We start from the raw sequence: 17,981 nt of genomic DNA, 5'->3' as shown, positions 1-17,981 counted from the left end.
TCTTCAATTAAAAATCGAATATATCTATGAATCGTCGGTTGACACTCTTAACGAGTGCCCACACAGATTGTCTTGTTATACATTGTTAAAGAACAGTGCGACTGACCAACTGGCCTTGCCGCTGCTTCGTTTACTCCCCGAAGCGGGATGCGCATTCTACGCGATTCGGTTTTCGTGTCAACAACTTTTTTTGAAGTTTTTATCAAGTAAAGTTGGCGGTGAAAACCTCATCCTGATTTGGCTGCTGCCCCCTCAGAACGTGGAGCGCATTCTACATGAGCGAGCCTGACCGTCAACGTCTTTTTTTGCAATAAACGTCATTTTTCTTAGCAAACGCGCTCAAGTGCCTATTTTAGCAACAAAACTTACTCATTAATGGCTTTTACCCGGCCTTTTTTCACATAAAGTTGTTCAATTTGTTACAAGTGAGTAAACTATAACCAGCCTCCAAATGTCATCTATAACAATATAAAGGAAGGTCTATGAAAGTTGGCTTTATTCAATGCGCAATGATTAGCGCGGTTTTTGCTGTAGCCGGGTACATTCTGCTCTCCTCTGCCGAGATGCAAGTGAACCTCCCCTTGTCTGTTGCAGCGTCGTTTTTAATAAGTGGGATGGTAACCCCATGGCTGGCCTCGTTATTGAGCAATTCATCGCAACCAGCTGAACAGTCCACGGTTTCTGCTCAGGAAACCGCAACATTGTATGTTGGCAATTTACCGTATAAGGCAAATGAAGATGCGGTTAAAGATTACTTTAACAGCTTCATCAATGTGCAATCTGTGCGCTTAATGAAAGATCGTCGCACGGGTAAACGTAAAGGCTATGGCTTTATCGAAGTGATCACCAGTGATGTTGACTCGGCAATTGACGAGCTCAATGACAAGATCTTTCATGAACGCACATTAAAAGTACGCCCAGCCAAAGAAAAAGGTGAAATGGAGTAACCTGAACGATTTGGTGACAAAGCCCGGGTTAACCCGGGCTTTTTTATATCGGTTGGCCACTGGTATACTTACCACTATAGCGGTGTTGCACTTTATTTATCTGCAGCACCTAATTGAGCGATTCATGTGGAGTACCCAATGCCCGATTCTGTAGCATCGGCTTACCAGCAACAACTTGATGAAAAAGAACAGCGCCTGAATGCGTTGTTAGATACCTTTGATGCCCCGGCAGCGCAGGTATTTGCCTCTGCGCCAACACACTATCGCATGCGCGCTGAATTCAGAGTGTGGCATGAAGGCGATGATCTGTATCACATCATGTTCGATCCACAGACCAAAGAAAAGTACCGCGTCGATAATTTCGAACCAGCCAGTGAAACTATTAATGCTGCGATGCAAAAACTCATGGAGCTGGTCAGACCCAACCCGGTATTGCGTAAAAAGCTGTTTCAGGTGGATTATCTGAGCGGCCTGAGCAACGAATTAGTGATTAGCTTGCTGTACCACCGCCAGTTAGACGACGAGTGGGAAGCGGCTGCCCGGCAACTGCAGGCCGACCTGGGCGAGTATTTTACGGTGAATATCATTGGCCGGGCCCGGAAGCAAAAAGTCGTCCTGGCCAACGATTTTATTATCGAACGGCTACCGGTCAACGGCACCGACTTTGTGTTTAAGCATATCGAAAACAGCTTCACTCAGCCTAATGCCGAAGTGAATTGCCGCATGATTGAATGGGCATTGGATGCGTGCCCCACCACCGAGCGTGACCTGCTTGAGTTGTATTGTGGCGCCGGCAACTTTTCGGTGCCGCTGGCACAGCGCTTTCGGCATGTGATTGGCACCGAGATCGCCAAGCCGTCGGTGGCCGCTGCCCAGTATAATATTGAGGCCAATGGCACTGACAATGTCAAAATTGTGCGCTTATCTGCCGAAGACTTCACCGCGGCCATGCGCCAGGAACGCACCTTCACGCGCCTCGAAGGCATTGACTTGCAGGAATATGATTTTGGCACTGTGCTGGTTGACCCACCGCGCGCCGGGCTGGATGCAGACTCGCTGGCCATGATTCAAGCCTATGATGAGATTGTGTATATCTCGTGTAATCCGGATACCCTAAGCGACAACCTGGCGACTTTATGTGAAACTCACACCATTACGCATACTGCGCTATTTGACCAGTTTCCGTTTACTCACCATATTGAAGCCGGTGTGCGGTTAACCCGCAAAGAAGGCTAATCAGGTTTAAATTCACGGGCGCCCAGTTGCACAAACCGCAGCTGGGCTTTGACCCGCTCACCAATTTGCCGGCGTGATGCACTGTCAGCTTCCAGCGTATCCGCACCAGCACTAAACACCAGCCGCACCATGGCTTCAGCCTGCAGGTTGGCTACCTGGTGGTCAATGTGTTGCTGCTCGGCGATGTAATCAGTCAGCTCTTCCACAAAATGCTGGATCTCCCGCAGTACCGCTAGCCGATACGCCGCGGAGGTGCCGGTATGTTCTCGCAATAACAGCCTAAATACATTGGAGTTAGCACTGATAAACTCGATAAAGGTGTCAACCGAGATGCCAATCACCCCGCCGCCGGAGGCAATCCTGCTGCGTGCCTGCCGCATCAGCTGACGCAAGGCTAACCCTGCTTCATCCACCAGCGTCAGGCCCAATTCGTCCATATCTTTAAAATGGCGATAAAAGGAGGTTGGCGCAATACCGGCCGCCCGGGCCACTTCGCGCAGGCTGATGGCCGAAAGACTACGGTTCTCATCCAGCAGCGAAAAGGCAGCCTGAATGATATTCTGACGGGTTTTTTGTTTTTGTTCCTGGCGACTCAAAATGACCTCCTGCGCAACCTCGCCAGTTTACCTTATTGCACAATCTAGCACGAGGGGTAACGCAACTTCTGTAATATCCACTATGCTTACAACAAGCGGCCCGCGCAAGCCTGCTTACAACCTTTACATTTTTATTAAACTTAACTGTTTGGCTTTACTAAACGGGTTGATTTCTATAAATTAGCGAACAGTTGTAAGCTGAGTTGTAGTCAATGAAAAAACCACCATTAATTCTTACTAACATCCTTGTGTTTATCATCACCGGCGCCATTGCGTTTGTGGGCGTGCCTGTGTGGGCAAGCTACATTGGTTTTGATACTGCAGAGATCATTACCGCCATTGTGCTGTTTTATTTCACCGGGATGTCTATCACCGCCGGTTATCACCGGTTGTGGTCTCACAAAACCTACGATGCGCACATCGGGGTGCGTATTGTGCTGGCGATTGGCGGGGCCATGGCCTTGCAAAACAGTATTTTGCACTGGTGTTCGGACCATCGGATCCATCACCGCCATGTCGATGATAATGACAAAGACCCCTATTCTGCACGGCGCGGCTTGTGGTTTGCCCATATCGGCTGGATGCTGCGTGAATATCAGTCACACCGCTATGATGACTACCGTAATTGCAAAGATCTGCAAAAAGATCCGGTGGTCATGTGGCAGCACAAGTATTATCTGCCCATCGTGCTGGCGGCGAACTTTGGTATTACCGGGTTGTTAGGCTGGCTCAATGGCGACATCCTGGGCATGATTCTGATTGCTGGGGTATTTCGCTTAGTGATGGTGCACCATGTCACCTTCTTCATTAACTCGCTGGCGCATTTTTGGGGTAAACAACCGTATACTGATACCAATACCGCGCGCGATAACGGGGTATTGGCGTTTTTCACCTTTGGTGAGGGCTACCATAATTTCCACCATATTTTTGAATACGATTACCGCAACGGTATTCGTTGGTGGCAGTTTGACCCGACCAAATGGTTGATTCGAGGCTTGTCGATGGTTGGGCTGACCAAAAACCTGCGCAAAGTACCTGAAGAGCGTATCGAAAAAGCCCGCGTGGCCATGCAGCTGCAAGAGGCCAGTGCGCGAATCTCACACTTGCCTAATGCTGAGGAAGTGATGCAGAAAATCCAATCAGAATATGATCTGCTGATGCAGAAAATGTCTGAGTACTATGCCGCTAAAAAGCGCCTGATGCGGGTACGGCAAAAATGCCTTAAGCGCAGTGTTGAACGGCTTGAGCTTGATTTTAATTATAAAGAGCTGAAAAACGCCCTTATCCTGCAACGGGAAAAGTGGCTGCAGTTGCAACAACTCAATTTTTCACTCGCTTAATCGTATAACGCAGCCTTCCGGGCTGCGTTTTTGTTTGCACCTTATGATCCCAGATTCTTTACCCAGCGAATAACCTGCATGACAGGCAGTTTTTTGTCTGCGTACGTTGCAAAATCACAGTTATGCGCAACACTTAAACACAGGCATTTTTCCTAATACGACGTAGCCAGCGGCTATAGCGCTACACGGAAGACATGGTAATGGTAGGATCCACGATGAGCGATGAACTGCTATTCACGTTTGCTGACGAGTCTGTCACCCCACTAGACGCAATCACCGAGCCACCGTGGGTCGTGCTCAGTGTCGAAGACGACCCGGGCTACCAACAATCTCTTAAGGTCGGCTTGTCCAGCCTCACTGTGAAAGAACGCCCGGTGTTGTTTCTTACCGCATCCTCGGCCTCACAGGCCTCCTCTATCATTGCCGAGCGCAACGATATCGCCGTGATCCTCTTGGATGTGGTGATGGAACAGGATGATGCCGGGCTGTTTCTGGTTAATACTATCCGCAATGTCCTAGGCAACAATGAAGTGCGTATTGTATTGCTGACCGGTCAACCAGGCATGGCGCCCCGCATGGACACCATGCGCGATTTTGATGTTGACGAATACTGGAACAAGGTGGATTTAACCGAAGACAAATTACGAACCATCGTGTCGAGCAATATCCGCACCTGGCATTCAATGCATGAGCTGTCTACCGCCCGGCGCGGGCTGCAAATGATTGTTGATGCTTCAAAAGCGATCATTTCGCGCCATGATGTCCATGAATTTACCAAGGCAGTACTGGATGAAGTGGCGCGACTAATTGGTGTGCCACGCAGTGGGGGGATTGCCTGTGCGTATAATACTCAGCCTGACAACTGGCATGATTGTCCTATCATTGCGGTGAATGGTGAGTTTGCCAATAAACAGCCGCAAACCTTGCATCAGCTGGTGAGCCAGGAAGGGGAAGAGCTGCGTCCGCTGATGGAAACCGCAGCGGCTTCTGGCCAGCACCAGTTTAAAGGCATGTGGTCAGTGCTGTATTTTTCCACCCATCAGGTGGATCAGCGTCATTATCTGATCATCGTAAAATCTCCCGAACGTTTGCTCAGCAGCCATATCTCTTTGTTGATGGTCCTTAGCGAGAATGTCAGCAATGGGTTCACCAACCTGGCTCTGATGAATAAACTTTCAGCTATGGCGTTTTACGACCAGGAATTGCTCATTGCCAATCGTAACTGGCTGCAACGCGAGCTGGTGACCGCATCACAACAGGAACGTGCGAACACAGCCATTGTGGTGATCAAAGTTGAAGATTATTACCCGTGCGAAATCATGCTGGGCGCTGATTTTGCTATCGACATGATGCGCAGTCTGCTAAACACCTTGCGCGAACGCTTTGCCCGTTACCAGACTGTGGCCCGCATCGAAGATGACACCTTCGCATTCTTGTTTGACCGCCAGCAACTACCGGCGGACCAGGTGCTTACCGATGTTACCGATCTATCGTTAAACATCAGCAGCTTGTCTCACAAGGCCAGCTGTGCCATTGCGGTGCTGGACTTACAACATGTAGCCAATCAGGAGCCGGAAAAAGCCTTGCGTCTGGCTGAAGCTACTTTGAATGAAGGACAACAGCAGCATACTCCGGTAGCGCATTACTCACCGGTACTCAAAGAAACCTTAGAGTCTCACTATTTGTTACTAAAAGAATTGCAGGATGCCATCAGTGAGCCGCAGGAGCTGGCCCTGCATTATCAACCAAAATATGATCTGCACACCGGCCGCATTGTGGGCGCCGAAGCCCTATTGCGCTGGCATCATCCTTCTAAAGGGCTCATTATGCCGGCGTCGTTTATTCCGCTCGCCGAAACTTCCGGGCTGGTGAATAAGCTGGATTTACTGGTCATGCAGCAGGTGTTTAAAGATATGCGGCAACTGCAGCGCCATGATTTTGCGCTGCCGGTGTCATTTAATGTGTCATGCAGCAGTTTTGATAACAGTGATTTTCTGCAGGCCTTTGACCAGCAGCTTGATAACACATCGGTACCTCATCAGTTGTTAGAGGTAGAAGTCACCGAATCACAGGCGGTGGGTGACTATCTGGGCGTCAAAGACGTGCTAAATCATATTGCCAACCAGGGGGTGCGGGTCAGCATTGATGACTTTGGCACAGGCTATTCTTCTTTGGCCCATGTGGCAAAATTACCTGCCCACGTGCTTAAAGTCGATCGCAGCTTTATTTCCCAACTCACCGGCGAAGACCCTGACGGCGGGTTGGCCATGTTAAAGATGATCAAAGCATTAGGCGATCAGTTCGGCGCCGACCTGGTAGCTGAAGGCGTGGAAACTGATGAGCAGCGCCAAATTCTAGCAGACAATGGTTTTTCGCTTGCTCAAGGCTTTTTGTTTTCCCGGGCGATTCCGCTGGCTGCGTTACTTGAGCAGCTTGGTCGTCAACATAAGTCATCCTGATGCAGGCATGGCCTAACTGGCATTACTGGTTTACCCAATCCCGCTTAGGATGGTGGGCGGCCATCTTAGTGGTACTGGCTGTACTGGCCGGCATCATGCAGTTTGAACGACGTTATGATTCGGCAGTCCGGGTGGTCAACAGTGAACACCTCAACTTGCTGGCCTTGGGCAATGCCGAATTCAACCGCCAGCTGGGCGATATCCGCAATTCTACCCGGCTACTGGATTCTCATCTTTACGACCTGCTCGAAAAAGACAATGCGCCATTAGCATTACAGGTTTTTCAACGGGTGGGCGGGATCTTACCCAACCTTTCCCAGTTACGGTGGATGAATCTCAACGGCGATGAAGTGGTCCGGGTCGACTTTCCCGCCAATGGCGGGCCACCTCAGTCGCAAACCCGCTTGCAAAACAAAGAGCATCGCCCTTATTTTCAGATCATGAAAAATACTCTGCCCGGCGCTTTGATCTTATCAGGCATTAACCTGAACATGGAACAGGGCAAAATCATTACCCCCTTCGAGCCCACCATTCGCGCCATGTTGCATACCACCACCGCCCACCCGCTTGGCGAGGGTTTTTTGATTCTGAATTTTCGGCTGACGGAGTTATTTGATTTTATCCGTGATTTACGCTCGATTAACACCCAATTGCTGTTGGCCGATGATCAGCCGCAATGGATAGTGCACCACGACCAAGACCGGGAGTGGACCGGCCGCATTCATGGGCCTACGGCCGACATACCTGATTTTTGGCAACGCCTTAATGCCAATCGGGCTGTAGCCAGCTATGTAGCACAAAACCAGGAGGTTTACAGTGCCAGCCCACTGCAACTAAGTTTAAGTGAACAGGCCGAGCATCATCAAACCTTGTATTTTATGGCCCGAACACCGGCGTCTTTTATTATTCAGCAACGCCGCGCGGCCTTATTGCCCGCAGCCCTGACCACGCTATTTATTCTGCTGATGGGCGGTATCTTGCTGTATCGGGAAGCAGTGATGTCGAGCAGGGTCAATGCATTGAACGTTAAATTACAGCAAGGTAAAGCCGAAGTGGAAGAAGCGCTGGAACATCAGCAACGCTTGCAGGCGGAGTTAGTCGAAACCGAAAAAATGGCGTCACTGGGCATGCTGGTCGCCGGTATTGCTCATGAGCTTAACACCCCTTTAGGCGCGGCCATCATGTCTATCAGTGGACTGCAAAACAGGCTGCATGATCTTAAACAACAAATTGAAGCTGGATTGAAAAAGTCTTCACTGGATAGCTTTATTAAGCAGACGGACGATGCCACTAAGCTGGCTATTTCTAATTTGCAGCGGGCCAGCGCGCTGATTAAACGGTTTAAACGCTTATCCATTGATCGCTCCAGCGAGCAAGTCACGCACTTTCACCTGCGCCAGAATGTGACCGACCTGGTCAATGCTATGCAACCACAATTAAAAAAATATCCCCTCGATATTCACATCGACATATCTAAGGGGATTTATCTAACCAGCTATCCGGGCACCTTATCGCAGGTTATCCAAAATTTAATCAATAACAGTCTGCACCATGCATTTCTCCCTGATCAGCAAGGACGCATCACAATTCGAGCGCATTCTTCGCAAAATCATGTCATTCTGGCCATTGAAGATACCGGTAATGGCATTGAGCCTTCGGTGGCTGGCAGCTTGTTCGACCCCTTTGTGACATCGGGCCGGCATCAGGGCAATTCGGGCCTGGGCCTGCATCTGGTGCATCAATGGGTCACGCAGGTGCTCGAAGGCAGTATTGCGGTTCACAGCGAACCCAATCAGGGCACCACCTTCACCCTCACTCTGCCTACCCACGTCAGTAATCCGGAATCTGCCCCGCAGCGCCAGGCAGGATGATGATCTGTCTGGTTTTAGGTGCGTAAAGCACTGGATAGCATTGAAGCAAAAGTGAGCAGGCATGTCGAAAAAATCCACCCCGAAACGAACCAGCCAGAAACAATCCTCTGAAAAGTCCTCCCCGTCGGCCCCACGCTATCATTATGATGCTGTGGTCATCGGTACCGGCCCTGGTGGCGAAGGCGCAGCGATGCAGCTGGCCAAGGCCGGCAAAAAAGTGGCGGTGGTAGAACGCTACAAATCGGTAGGAGGCGGCTGTACCCATTGGGGTACCATTCCTTCAAAAGCCTTGCGCCATTCTGTCAGCCGCTTGATCGAATACAACAACACGCCCTTGTTTTCCGACAACGAGCTGAATCGCCACATGAAATTTGAAGACATTATGGCCCATGCCAGTGGGGTGATCCAAAGCCAGACCAAATTGCGTGGTTCATTTTATAATCGCAACGGTGTTGACCTGTTTCATGGTGTGGCCAGTTTTGTCGACAAAAACACGCTTAAGATTGCCCGCAATGACGGCTCAGAAGATACCCTGACCACCGCCCAGGTAGCCATTGCCACCGGCTCACGCCCGTACTGCCCGAAGGATATCGACTTTGCTCATCCACGCATTTACAACTCAGACAGTATCTTGTCGTTGCAGCATCAACCGCGCTCTATCATCATTTATGGTGCCGGAGTAGTCGGGTCTGAATATGCCAGTATTTTCCGCGGTATGGGAGTCAAGGTGGACCTGGTCAATATGCGCGACAGATTATTATCGTTTTTGGATTCTGAGATTTCTGACGCCCTGAGTTACCACCTATGGAATAACGGTGTAGTGATTCGCAATAACGAAACCTATAAATCGGTTGAAGGCAAAGATGACAGTGTGGTGCTTAATCTGGAGTCCGGCAAACGCATGCGTGCCGACTGCCTGTTGTTTGCCAATGGCCGAACGGGCAACACTGACCTGCTGAATCTAGAAGCTGTCGGTTTGAAAGCAAACTCCCGAGGCCAGCTTAATGTTAACGACAATTACCAAACCGAAGTGGATAATATTTATGCCATTGGTGATGTGATTGGCTACCCCAGCCTGGCGTCAGCAGCCTATAACCAGGGTCGCTTTGCTGCTGAGGCCATGTTACATGGTGAGGCCCATGCCGAACTGGTAGAAGATATTCCCACCGGCATTTATACCATCCCGGAAATCAGCTCGGTAGGAAAGACCGAGCAGGAACTGACTGAGCAAAAAGTGCCGTATGAAGTGGGTCGTGCGCAGTTTAAACATCTGGCACGAGCGCAAATTGCCAATACTACAGTGGGTAGCCTGAAAATTTTATTCCATCGAGAGAGTAAAAAAATCCTCGGAATCCACTGTTTTGGTGAGCGGGCTTCAGAGATTGTGCATATCGGTCAGGCGATTATGCAGCAAAAAGGCGAAGGCAATACTTTAGATTATTTTGTGAATACCACCTTCAATTACCCCACCATGGCTGAGGCCTATCGGGTAGCTGCATTGAACGGCTTAAACCGGATCTTTTAATCAGCAGGCACAAAAAAGCCGGCGTAACTGCCGGCTTTTACTATTTTGATAACTAACTTATTGTTCTGTCAGCTGATTCATGGCCTGTAAGGCTTCACGATGTGCAACAATGTCGATCTGCATTTTACGCGGATCGAAAGTCATAGTGGCAATGGCATAATCACCACGTGATTCAGCTGCCTGCGTAACCACTTTCTGTTCTGCATTTTTAAAGTGGATGTTGGCAGTGATCTGCTCAGCCATACAATCGCTATTCACCTCAAAGGTGGTGCGATCCATACAATCAAACAGTTGATTATTATTTGATTCCGCATGCGCAATACTTGTTACGGAAAGCAGCGCTAAGCCAAAGAAAAATTTACGCATGGTTATCTCCCTACTTCAAAAATCTCCGTATACAAACATCGCCATCTGGGGGGGTTTATATACAACCTTGATACTGTATGACTCAGCATACTCTGATCATAAGCAAAGATCAAATGGCAAACATAGAAATATGACAACTTTGTGACAGTGGTGAAATATTTGCAAAAAACTGGCGAATCGTTTGACGAACTGTTGCGCCGCGTGCGCCAATGCACCCTGTGTGCAGCGGCTTTGCCACAACCGCCGCGCCCGGTGCTGGCTGCTGGTGAGCATAGCCCAATCGTGGTTATCGGCCAGGCGCCCGGTATGCTGGCACACGACTCAGCCACCCCATGGAATGACCGCAGCGGTGACCGCTTGCGGCAATGGATGGGTATCGACAAAAATACGTTTTACGATACCTTTTACTTATCTCTCATACCTATGGGATTTTGCTTTCCCGGCTATAAAAATGGCGCCGATGCCCCGCCGCGCAAAGAATGCGCCCCTGCCTGGCATCATGTATTGCTACAGCGCATCCAGCCTAAGCTCACTGTTTTGGTCGGCCGCTATGCCCAGCAATATTACCGGCCAGGCTATTCCACTCTGACGGCGGCGGTGCAGGAAGAAGCCGCCGTGGACAATGACTATCTGGTGTTGCCACATCCATCAGGCCGCAATAACCGCTGGCTAAAACGCAATTCCTGGTTTGAAGAGCAGGTAGTGCCCCACCTGCAATACAAGGTGCAGTCACTGTTGGATGCGCATACCTAAGCAGTCGAGGCGCCCAGAAAGTCCAGCAGATCGGCAAATGGCATCGGCCGGGCAAAGTGATAGCCCTGCGCTTCCACACAACCGATAGATAACATATAGTCGGCTTGCTGGTCGGTTTCCACCCCTTCTGCAATTGTGGTCAGGCCCAGCCGGTTGCCCAGGCCCACGATGGTTTCGGCAATAACCGCATTTTTTTGTGGCGCAATGTCAGCAACAAACGCCCGATCCACTTTTAGCCGGTCCAGCGGTAAACGCTGTAGATAACTCATCGACGAAAACCCGGTACCAAAATCGTCAATGGCAATGGCCACGCCCATGGCTTTTAAACTGGTCAGTGCATCAATTACAATTTGCGGTTCATCCATCACCACACTTTCGGTGATCTCCAGCTCCAGGCTGCCAGGCGGGCAGCCAAAGCGCGCCAGCGCATCTTTGACTTTTTGCACAAAATAGCGGTCCCTGAACTGCGGAATAGAGATGTTCACAGCCACCCGCAATTGGCTGAATCCTTTGTCATGTAGCTCTCGAATACGTCGGCATGACTCTTCTAAGACCCAGTGGCCAATATCTACAATCAGGCCGGAATACTCAGCCAGTGGGATAAACTCAGATGGCGGCACAAAGCCTCCATCGGCCACCGGCCAGCGCAACAAGCTTTCCATGCCTACCACAGTATGCCCATCCAGCAGCACCTGGGGCTGGAACCACAATTGTAATTTGCGGTCGCTGAAATCATTGCGCAGCTGGCGGATCATCAGCAGCTGGCTGGTATGCCGCTGCTCCACTTCCGGCGCATACCAGGCGTAGTTTTCAGTATGATCACGCTTGGCCAGGGTCAAGGCTATATTGGTACGCTTTAATACTTCCAGGCCGGACAGGCTTTGGTTTTTCACAGCGCACAGCCCGATAGACACGTTCAGTGGTAATACATGCTCTTCGGTTTGAAACGAGGACTGAAAAACCCGGTTAATGGCCTCCGGGGAAATTTCCGTTCCCGGCCCGGCCAAGCCAAACACATCACCACTGATCCGGGCAATCACCACCGATTCTGCCAGCATCGCCTGCAAGCGTAACGCCACAGATTTTAAAATCTCATTGCCAGCCTCCTGGCCCAACCCGTCATTTAAGTCGGCAAAATGACTGATATCCACCAATGCCACCGTCATCGAAGACGGGTTGCGCAACTGGCGCTCCAGTACATTAATAAACTCATTGCGATTGGGCAACTTAGTCAGCCAGTCACGAAAGGCAGCGTCGCGCAACTGATTAAATAAGTGCACATTTTCATAGCCTACCGCGATACTGGATAAAAACACCTCCAGCAGTTGTTTATCGGTAGGACTTAGCGGGCGCGACATAGCGACATACACCGCCGCCTCAAATCCGGCGCGGTGCAGATAGAGTACGGTGAAGCCGGCTTCAAACACATGGCGCTTGAGGCGCAAACAGCGGCGAATATTCTCACTGATTGCGATATTGTCTAACGCCGACAAAGGCTGATTGATATGGCTGGCATAGTCACCGGCTGCGCCCATCACATATAAGGTGGTGTCCTTATAGTCCGTGACACTGCCTTGCTGCGCGCACACCAATCCTTCGGCTTCCAGCCCAATCAATGAACTGATCTGAGTCACCACGCCTTCACAAAATGCCTTGATAGAGTGTTCTTCAAACAGATTAGCTGCCGAGTCGATGATTTTTTGCAAGCCAGCGCGACTTAGTTTGATAGTCTGAAGCTGCTGGTACGAGCGTAATGACGCAATGATACTGGTAACCAACTTGCTGCGGGTTAGCTCAGTTTTTGTTTTGTAATCATTGATGTCGTAATTCTGAATAATGGTTGATTCGGGCGCCATGCCAGGCTGGCCGGTACGCAGGATAATGCGTGGCTCATCCAATTGCAGCGTATCGCGCAGATATCGCACCAAATCGAGACCGGCGCTGTCTGACTCCATCACTACATCCAGTAAAATGATGGCCAGTTCATTCTGGTATTCCTGCAGCACCTCTTTTGCCTGAGCCGCATTATAGGCATGCAAAAAATGCAGGCGCCGATCATTGACGATAAGATCGGCCAGCGCCAGACGTGTGACAGAGTGAACTTCCTCATCGTCATCAACGACAAGAACATTCCAAACCCGATCAGTATGCACGGGTAGGTTGCCTGACTCGTCTTCGTCCAGAAACACCAGTTCATCGTTTTCGTAATACGACTGCGTCATTGTCGGAGAGTCCTTACTACCGTCCTTTTTTCCATCCTACGACTTGCCGGGTTGCTTGCCAAGCCAACTGTGTAAGCAGGTGTTAACCGCGCTGTTCCGGTAATACTCCATAAGTAGGGTATCTTGTCATGCTATTGATCTACGTGAGAAGCCACTAAAATGACCTGTGCTAAGATTCTCATTGGACCAGCCACTATATAATGTATTTATGTAATATTTATTGCAACTGTACAGATAGCAAGCGATTACTTGCATATATTTTATCGCAACCATTTTATGATAAAAGGTAAAGAAGGATCGGAGTAAATACAAAAACGGCTGACACTCAGGCCAGCCGTTATTCATATATAGGGTCGAAAATCAAATACCGTCACCAAATTCATGGAGCCCGCATTCGCGCTTCAGGCCAAAGAACCGGGTATCCTGTTCACTCATGCCTTCCTGCAAGGATTGAGTAGTATGCCAATCGCCAATCGACACATACCCTTCATCCCACAACGGATGATATGGCAGACCGTGATCTTTGAGATAATAATGCAGATCTTTATTGGTCCAGTCGATGATGGGATACAACTTGAACTGGTTACCGACTTTTTGCAGTACCGGTAATTTTTCGCGGCTGTCTGACTGGCTGCGACGCAATCCGGCAAACCAGGTGCCTGCCTCTAGCTCCTGCAACGCGCGCTGCATTGGCTCAACCTTGTTCATCTGATTGTATTGCTGGATCCCATCGACGCCCTGTTCCCACAAACGTCCGAACCGAGCCTCTTGCCAGCCAGCAGACATTTCGGCTGAATACACTTTTAAATTCAGATTCAGCTTGTCGGTTAACTGGTCCACAAAGCGATAGGTTTCCGGAAACAGATAACCGGTATCGGTTAACACCACCGGAATATCAGCCTGTGCCTGGGTTAGCAAATGCAACATCACCGCCGACTGCGCACCAAAACTGGACGACAGAATATGATTGCCGGGCAAATTGTCCATTGCCCAGGTGATTCGCTCGGCAGCGCTGAGCGCTTCGAGCTGTTCATTAATTTGCGCCAGTTGCGCTGCACTGACATCTAAAGACAGTGGCTGCGCAATGTCGAGCTGTGCATTAGTCATAAAAATCTCGTGCTGAATCGACCACTGGTTTGACAATATCGGCGCGGATCACAAAGTCGCCGAAGGCTTCATTTTCATGACGTTCCTTGGCCCAGCGCCCGATCAGGGTGTCCAGTTCGGCAAAGATTTCATCTTCACCGATGTTTTCCCGATACATACGCGGGATCCGGGTCCCTTCGCGATCGCCGCCCAGATGCAGGTTGTATTTGCCCGGCCCTTTACCCACCAGGCCCACTTCAGACAGCATCGCCCGGCCGCATCCATTAGGGCAACCAGTAATGCGAAAGATGATACTGTCATCGGCAAGATTGTGGCTGGCCAAAATATCTTCTAAGCGCGTAACCGCACTGGGCAGATACCGCTCGGCTTCCGCCATGGCCAGTGGGCAGGTAGGCAGTGCCACGCACGCCATTGAATCGCGCATCTGCTGGCTGGTTGGCTCGAGCAGGCCGTATTTAACTGCCAGCGCTTCGATAGCCGCTTTTTGATCTGCCGGTACCCCGGCGATGATCAGATTCTGGTTAGCGGTCAGACGAAAATCGCCTTTATGAATCTTGGCAATTTCCAGACAACCGGTTTTAAGCGGCTTGCCAGGAAAATCCAGGATGCGGCCACTTTCAATGAATAAGGTCAGATGATGTTTACCATCCACCCCTTCTACCCAGCCAAAGCGGTCGCCGCGACTGGTAAATTCATAGGGCTTGCTCTGGTCAAAGCTGACACCGGCACGTTTTTCCACTTCGGCTTTAAAGTTTTCAACCCCGACCCGTTCCAGTGTGTATTTGGTTTTAGCATTTTTACGGTTGACCCGGTTGCCCCAGTCGCGCTGGGTGGTCACCACGGCCTCTGCCACCGCCAGAGTATCTTTTAAACCAATAAAGCCGAAGTCATCAGCTTTACGCGGATAGGTCGACTCATCGCCATGTGTCATGGCCAGGCCACCACCCACCAACACATTAAAGCCCACCAGCTTGCCACTTTGTTCAATGGCTACAAAGTTTAGATCGTTGGCATGTACATCAACATCATTGTGCGGCGGGATGACCACAGTGGTTTTGAATTTGCGCGGCAAATATGTATCGCCCAAGATCGGCTCAACATTATCTTCGGTGCTTTCGACCTTTTCGCCATCTAACCAAATTTCGGCGTAGGCGCGGGTTTTGGGCAGCAAGTGCTCACTGATTTTTTTCGCCCACTCGTAGGCTTCCAAATGCAGCTGCGATTCCACCGGGTTAGAAGTACACAGCACATTGCGGTTCACATCGCCAGCGGTGGCAATGGAGTCAATGCCGGCTTTGTTCAGAGTCTGGTGCATCTGCTTGATATGCGGCTTCAACACCCCATGAAACTGAAAAGTTTGCCGGGTGGTCAGGCGAATACTGCCATACAGCGTATGCTCTTCAGCAAATTTATCGATGACCTGCCATTGCTGTGGCGTGATAATCCCGCCAGGCAGCCGGGCGCGCAGCATTACATTGTGCAGCGGCTCCAATTTTTGTTTGCTGCGCTCATTGCGAATATCGCGATCATCCTGCTGATACATACCGTGAAAGCGGATGAGCTGAAAGTTGTCAGCGGTAAAGCCCCCGGTCAGATCATCTTTCAGATCCTGTTCGATAGTCCCGCGCAAGTGGCGGCTTTCGGCTTTCAGGCGCTCGTTGTCAGACAGTTTGCCTTCAACAATAAACGGGGATTTGTCGTTACTCATCAATAGACATCCTTCTGATAACGTTTTGCTTTACGCAAAGCCACAAGATACGCCTTGGCATCTTCGGCCGACTTACCGCCATGTTGCTCAATGATACTCAGCAACGCAGCTTCTACATCTTTGGCCATGTGGGTTGCATCGCCGCACACATACACATGCGCGCCTTCTTCTAGCCAGGCATACACCTCAGAGCCCTGCTCCAGCAGACGGTGCTGCACATAAATCTTTTCCTGCTGATCACGGGAGAATGCCAGCGTAATCCGATCCAACAGGCCACTCTTTACATACGCCTGCCATTCCACCTGGTACAAAAAATCCTGGGTAAAATGCGGGTTGCCGAAAAATAACCAGTTTTTGCCATCGGCTCCCTGAGCTTCACGCTCTTGCATAAAGGCTCGAAATGGCGCGATGCCAGTGCCCGGGCCAATCATAATGACCGGCGTGTCGGTGCTTTCGGGTAAGCGGAAGTTATCGTTTTTTTCCACGAACACTTCAATCTCACCGCCGGCTTCCAGGCGCTCGCACAGATAGCCCGATGCACCGCCCTGATGGCGCACACCAAAGGCTTCATAATCCACGTGAGCTACAGTCAGATGCACCTCGTCTTCCACCTCAGACTGGCTCGAAGCGATGGAATACAAACGCGGGGTCAGTGGCCGCAGGGCATCCACCAACTGCTGTGCGGTCAGGCTACCCGGGTTATCCCGAACAATGTCTACAATCTGGCGCTCGGCCATGTAAGTGCGCAAAGTGGCCTTATCTTCCATCAACTCAGCCAGGCTGGCTGACTCGGTCGCGGCCTGGTAGGCCTTAATAAAATTAGGATAGCTTAGGGTCAGCTCCAGTTTGTTGATCAGCGCTTCGCGCAGGATCATGTCCGAGTCAGCCACCGTGACCTTGTCATCACCGGCCAGGCCGGTCAGGCTTATCAGCTCATCCACCAGCGTTTCGCTGTTTTTAAACCACACACCTAACGCATCGCCAGGCTGATAGGTGATCCCAGAATCTTCCAGGCTGATTTCGATATGCTGAATATCTTTGATTGAATCACGCCCGGTAATCTTTTGCGCCTCCAGCAATGTGGCCGCAAATGGCGCTTTTTTGGTGTAGGCCTGCGCCGCCGGTTGAGCCGCACTGCCGGTTTGCGCAGCCACAGCCTGCGCGGGTGCCTTGGCAGTCAGCTCATCTTTGAGTGACGCAATCAGCTTGTCGGCAAAACTTTCGGCCTGGGCTTCATAATCCACATCGCAATCTTCCCGCGGAATGATCGCCGTGGCGCCCTGCGCGCTAAGTCTGGCATCAAAATCTTTGCCGGTCTGGCAAAAATACTCATAGCTGCTATCGCCTAAGCTCAGCACTGCATATTTCATATCGCTTAGTTTGGGCGCTTTTTTGCCGCCTAAAAATTCGTGCAGTTCGATAGCATCATCCGGTGCATCACCTTCGCCGTGGGTACTGACATACATCACCACATGGCTTTCATTTTTCAACTGGCGCGGTTTGTAATCGGCCATACTGACCAGCTTACTGGTAAAGCCAGCTGCTTCAGCTTTGCCCTGAAAGGCTTCGGCCAGGCCTTTGGCATTGCCGGTTTGCGAGCCATACAAAACGGTCAGGGTCGGTGCACTGGCCGCGGCCTCAGCAACCGGCGCAGCCACAGCCTGCTGGCCCCCGGCAGAAGCCGCCATGCCGGCAAAATAGCCGCTGACCCAGGTCAGCTGGTCACGATTTAGCCCTGCCACGGCCTGAGAGATCGCAGTTAATTGCTGCTCGCTGAGCACCGCCGGCGGTGCAAAATTTTGATTGGAATCGTTTGACATAACTCGTTAGCCTTAATTTGATACGCTAAGG

At 50.6% G+C, this 17,981-nt stretch carries 14 protein-coding genes; 8 read left to right on the top strand and 6 right to left on the bottom strand.

The window, feature by feature from the left end; genetic code table 11:
• The 3 genes from ACTUJZ_RS14245 to trmA form a co-directional block, all read left to right on the top strand.
• Window positions 1–289, top strand: a 289-nt coding sequence (locus ACTUJZ_RS14245; protein WP_463637002.1) for a hypothetical protein, incomplete at its 5' end; no start/stop codon positions are given.
• Window positions 290–482: 193 nt separating this feature from the next.
• Window positions 483–947: an RNA recognition motif domain-containing protein gene (locus ACTUJZ_RS14240; protein WP_463637001.1), complete on the top strand. Its 465-nt coding sequence runs from the start codon at window positions 483–485 to the stop codon at window positions 945–947.
• Between the two features lie 138 nt (window positions 948–1,085).
• Window positions 1,086–2,183 carry a tRNA (uridine(54)-C5)-methyltransferase TrmA gene (trmA, locus tag ACTUJZ_RS14235; RefSeq protein ID WP_463637000.1) on the top strand — a complete coding sequence of 366 codons (1,098 nt, stop codon included), beginning with the start codon at window positions 1,086–1,088 and terminating at the stop codon, window positions 2,181–2,183.
• Here trmA and fabR read toward each other — a convergent pair.
• Entirely contained in the window at window positions 2,180–2,779 is a 600-nt protein-coding gene (gene fabR, locus ACTUJZ_RS14230) for an HTH-type transcriptional repressor FabR (protein WP_463636999.1), read from the bottom strand. The two genes, trmA and fabR, sit on opposite strands and share 4 nt — an antisense overlap.
• A gap of 212 nt (window positions 2,780–2,991) precedes the next feature.
• On the opposite strand from fabR, the gene ACTUJZ_RS14225 reads away from it, so the two are divergent.
• The 4 genes from ACTUJZ_RS14225 to sthA all read left to right on the top strand — a co-directional run bounded on the left by ACTUJZ_RS14225 (window position 2,992) and on the right by sthA (window position 9,974).
• Window positions 2,992–4,119 (top strand): acyl-CoA desaturase, encoded by a 1,128-nt coding sequence (locus tag ACTUJZ_RS14225; RefSeq protein WP_463636998.1) that lies wholly within the window; start codon window positions 2,992–2,994, stop codon window positions 4,117–4,119.
• 215 nt (window positions 4,120–4,334) lie between these two features.
• On the top strand, window positions 4,335–6,578 hold the full coding sequence (locus tag ACTUJZ_RS14220) for an EAL domain-containing protein (RefSeq protein ID WP_463636997.1): 2,244 nt from the start codon (window positions 4,335–4,337) through the stop codon (window positions 6,576–6,578).
• The gene (locus ACTUJZ_RS14215; RefSeq protein WP_463636996.1) at window positions 6,578–8,449 is read left to right on the top strand and encodes a sensor histidine kinase; all 1,872 of its coding nucleotides are present in this window, start codon (window positions 6,578–6,580) and stop codon (window positions 8,447–8,449) included. The genes ACTUJZ_RS14220 and ACTUJZ_RS14215 overlap by 1 nt, the downstream gene beginning before the upstream one ends.
• Window positions 8,450–8,510: 61 nt before the next feature.
• Window positions 8,511–9,974, top strand: coding sequence for a Si-specific NAD(P)(+) transhydrogenase (gene sthA / locus ACTUJZ_RS14210; protein ID WP_463636995.1), 1,464 nt, complete (start codon window positions 8,511–8,513; stop codon window positions 9,972–9,974).
• 57 nt (window positions 9,975–10,031) lie between these two features.
• Here sthA and ACTUJZ_RS14205 read toward each other — a convergent pair whose 3' ends face one another.
• The gene (locus ACTUJZ_RS14205) at window positions 10,032–10,340 is read right to left on the bottom strand and encodes a pyridine nucleotide transhydrogenase (protein ID WP_463636994.1); all 309 of its coding nucleotides are present in this window, start codon (window positions 10,338–10,340) and stop codon (window positions 10,032–10,034) included.
• Between the two features lie 141 nt (window positions 10,341–10,481).
• On the opposite strand from ACTUJZ_RS14205, the gene ACTUJZ_RS14200 reads away from it, so the two are divergent.
• Window positions 10,482–11,093, top strand: a complete 612-nt coding sequence (locus ACTUJZ_RS14200; protein ID WP_463636993.1) for a uracil-DNA glycosylase family protein — start codon at window positions 10,482–10,484, stop codon at window positions 11,091–11,093.
• Here the strand turns inward: ACTUJZ_RS14200 and ACTUJZ_RS14195 are convergent.
• The 4 genes from ACTUJZ_RS14195 to ACTUJZ_RS14180 all read right to left on the bottom strand — a co-directional run bounded on the left by ACTUJZ_RS14195 (window position 11,090) and on the right by ACTUJZ_RS14180 (window position 17,950).
• A complete protein-coding gene (locus tag ACTUJZ_RS14195) occupies window positions 11,090–13,315 on the bottom strand; it encodes a bifunctional diguanylate cyclase/phosphodiesterase (RefSeq protein WP_463636992.1) in 2,226 nt (741 codons plus the stop codon). The two genes, ACTUJZ_RS14200 and ACTUJZ_RS14195, sit on opposite strands and share 4 nt — an antisense overlap.
• A gap of 360 nt (window positions 13,316–13,675) precedes the next feature.
• Entirely contained in the window at window positions 13,676–14,422 is a 747-nt protein-coding gene (locus ACTUJZ_RS14190; RefSeq protein WP_463636991.1) for a phosphoadenylyl-sulfate reductase, read from the bottom strand.
• Window positions 14,415–16,130, bottom strand: coding sequence for an assimilatory sulfite reductase (NADPH) hemoprotein subunit (gene cysI, locus ACTUJZ_RS14185; protein ID WP_463636990.1), 1,716 nt, complete (start codon window positions 16,128–16,130; stop codon window positions 14,415–14,417). Before cysI ends, ACTUJZ_RS14190 begins: the two co-directional genes overlap by 8 nt.
• Complete coding sequence (locus tag ACTUJZ_RS14180) at window positions 16,130–17,950, bottom strand: assimilatory sulfite reductase (NADPH) flavoprotein subunit (protein ID WP_463636989.1); 1,821 nt, start codon at window positions 17,948–17,950, stop codon at window positions 16,130–16,132. The genes cysI and ACTUJZ_RS14180 overlap by 1 nt, the downstream gene beginning before the upstream one ends.
• Window positions 17,951–17,981: the final 31 nt, after the last annotated feature.

Source organism: Alteromonas sp. WD8-37 (assembly GCF_055326825.1).
Note: the sequence above shows the minus strand (reverse complement) of the source record. Positions and strands in the feature narration are given on the sequence as shown.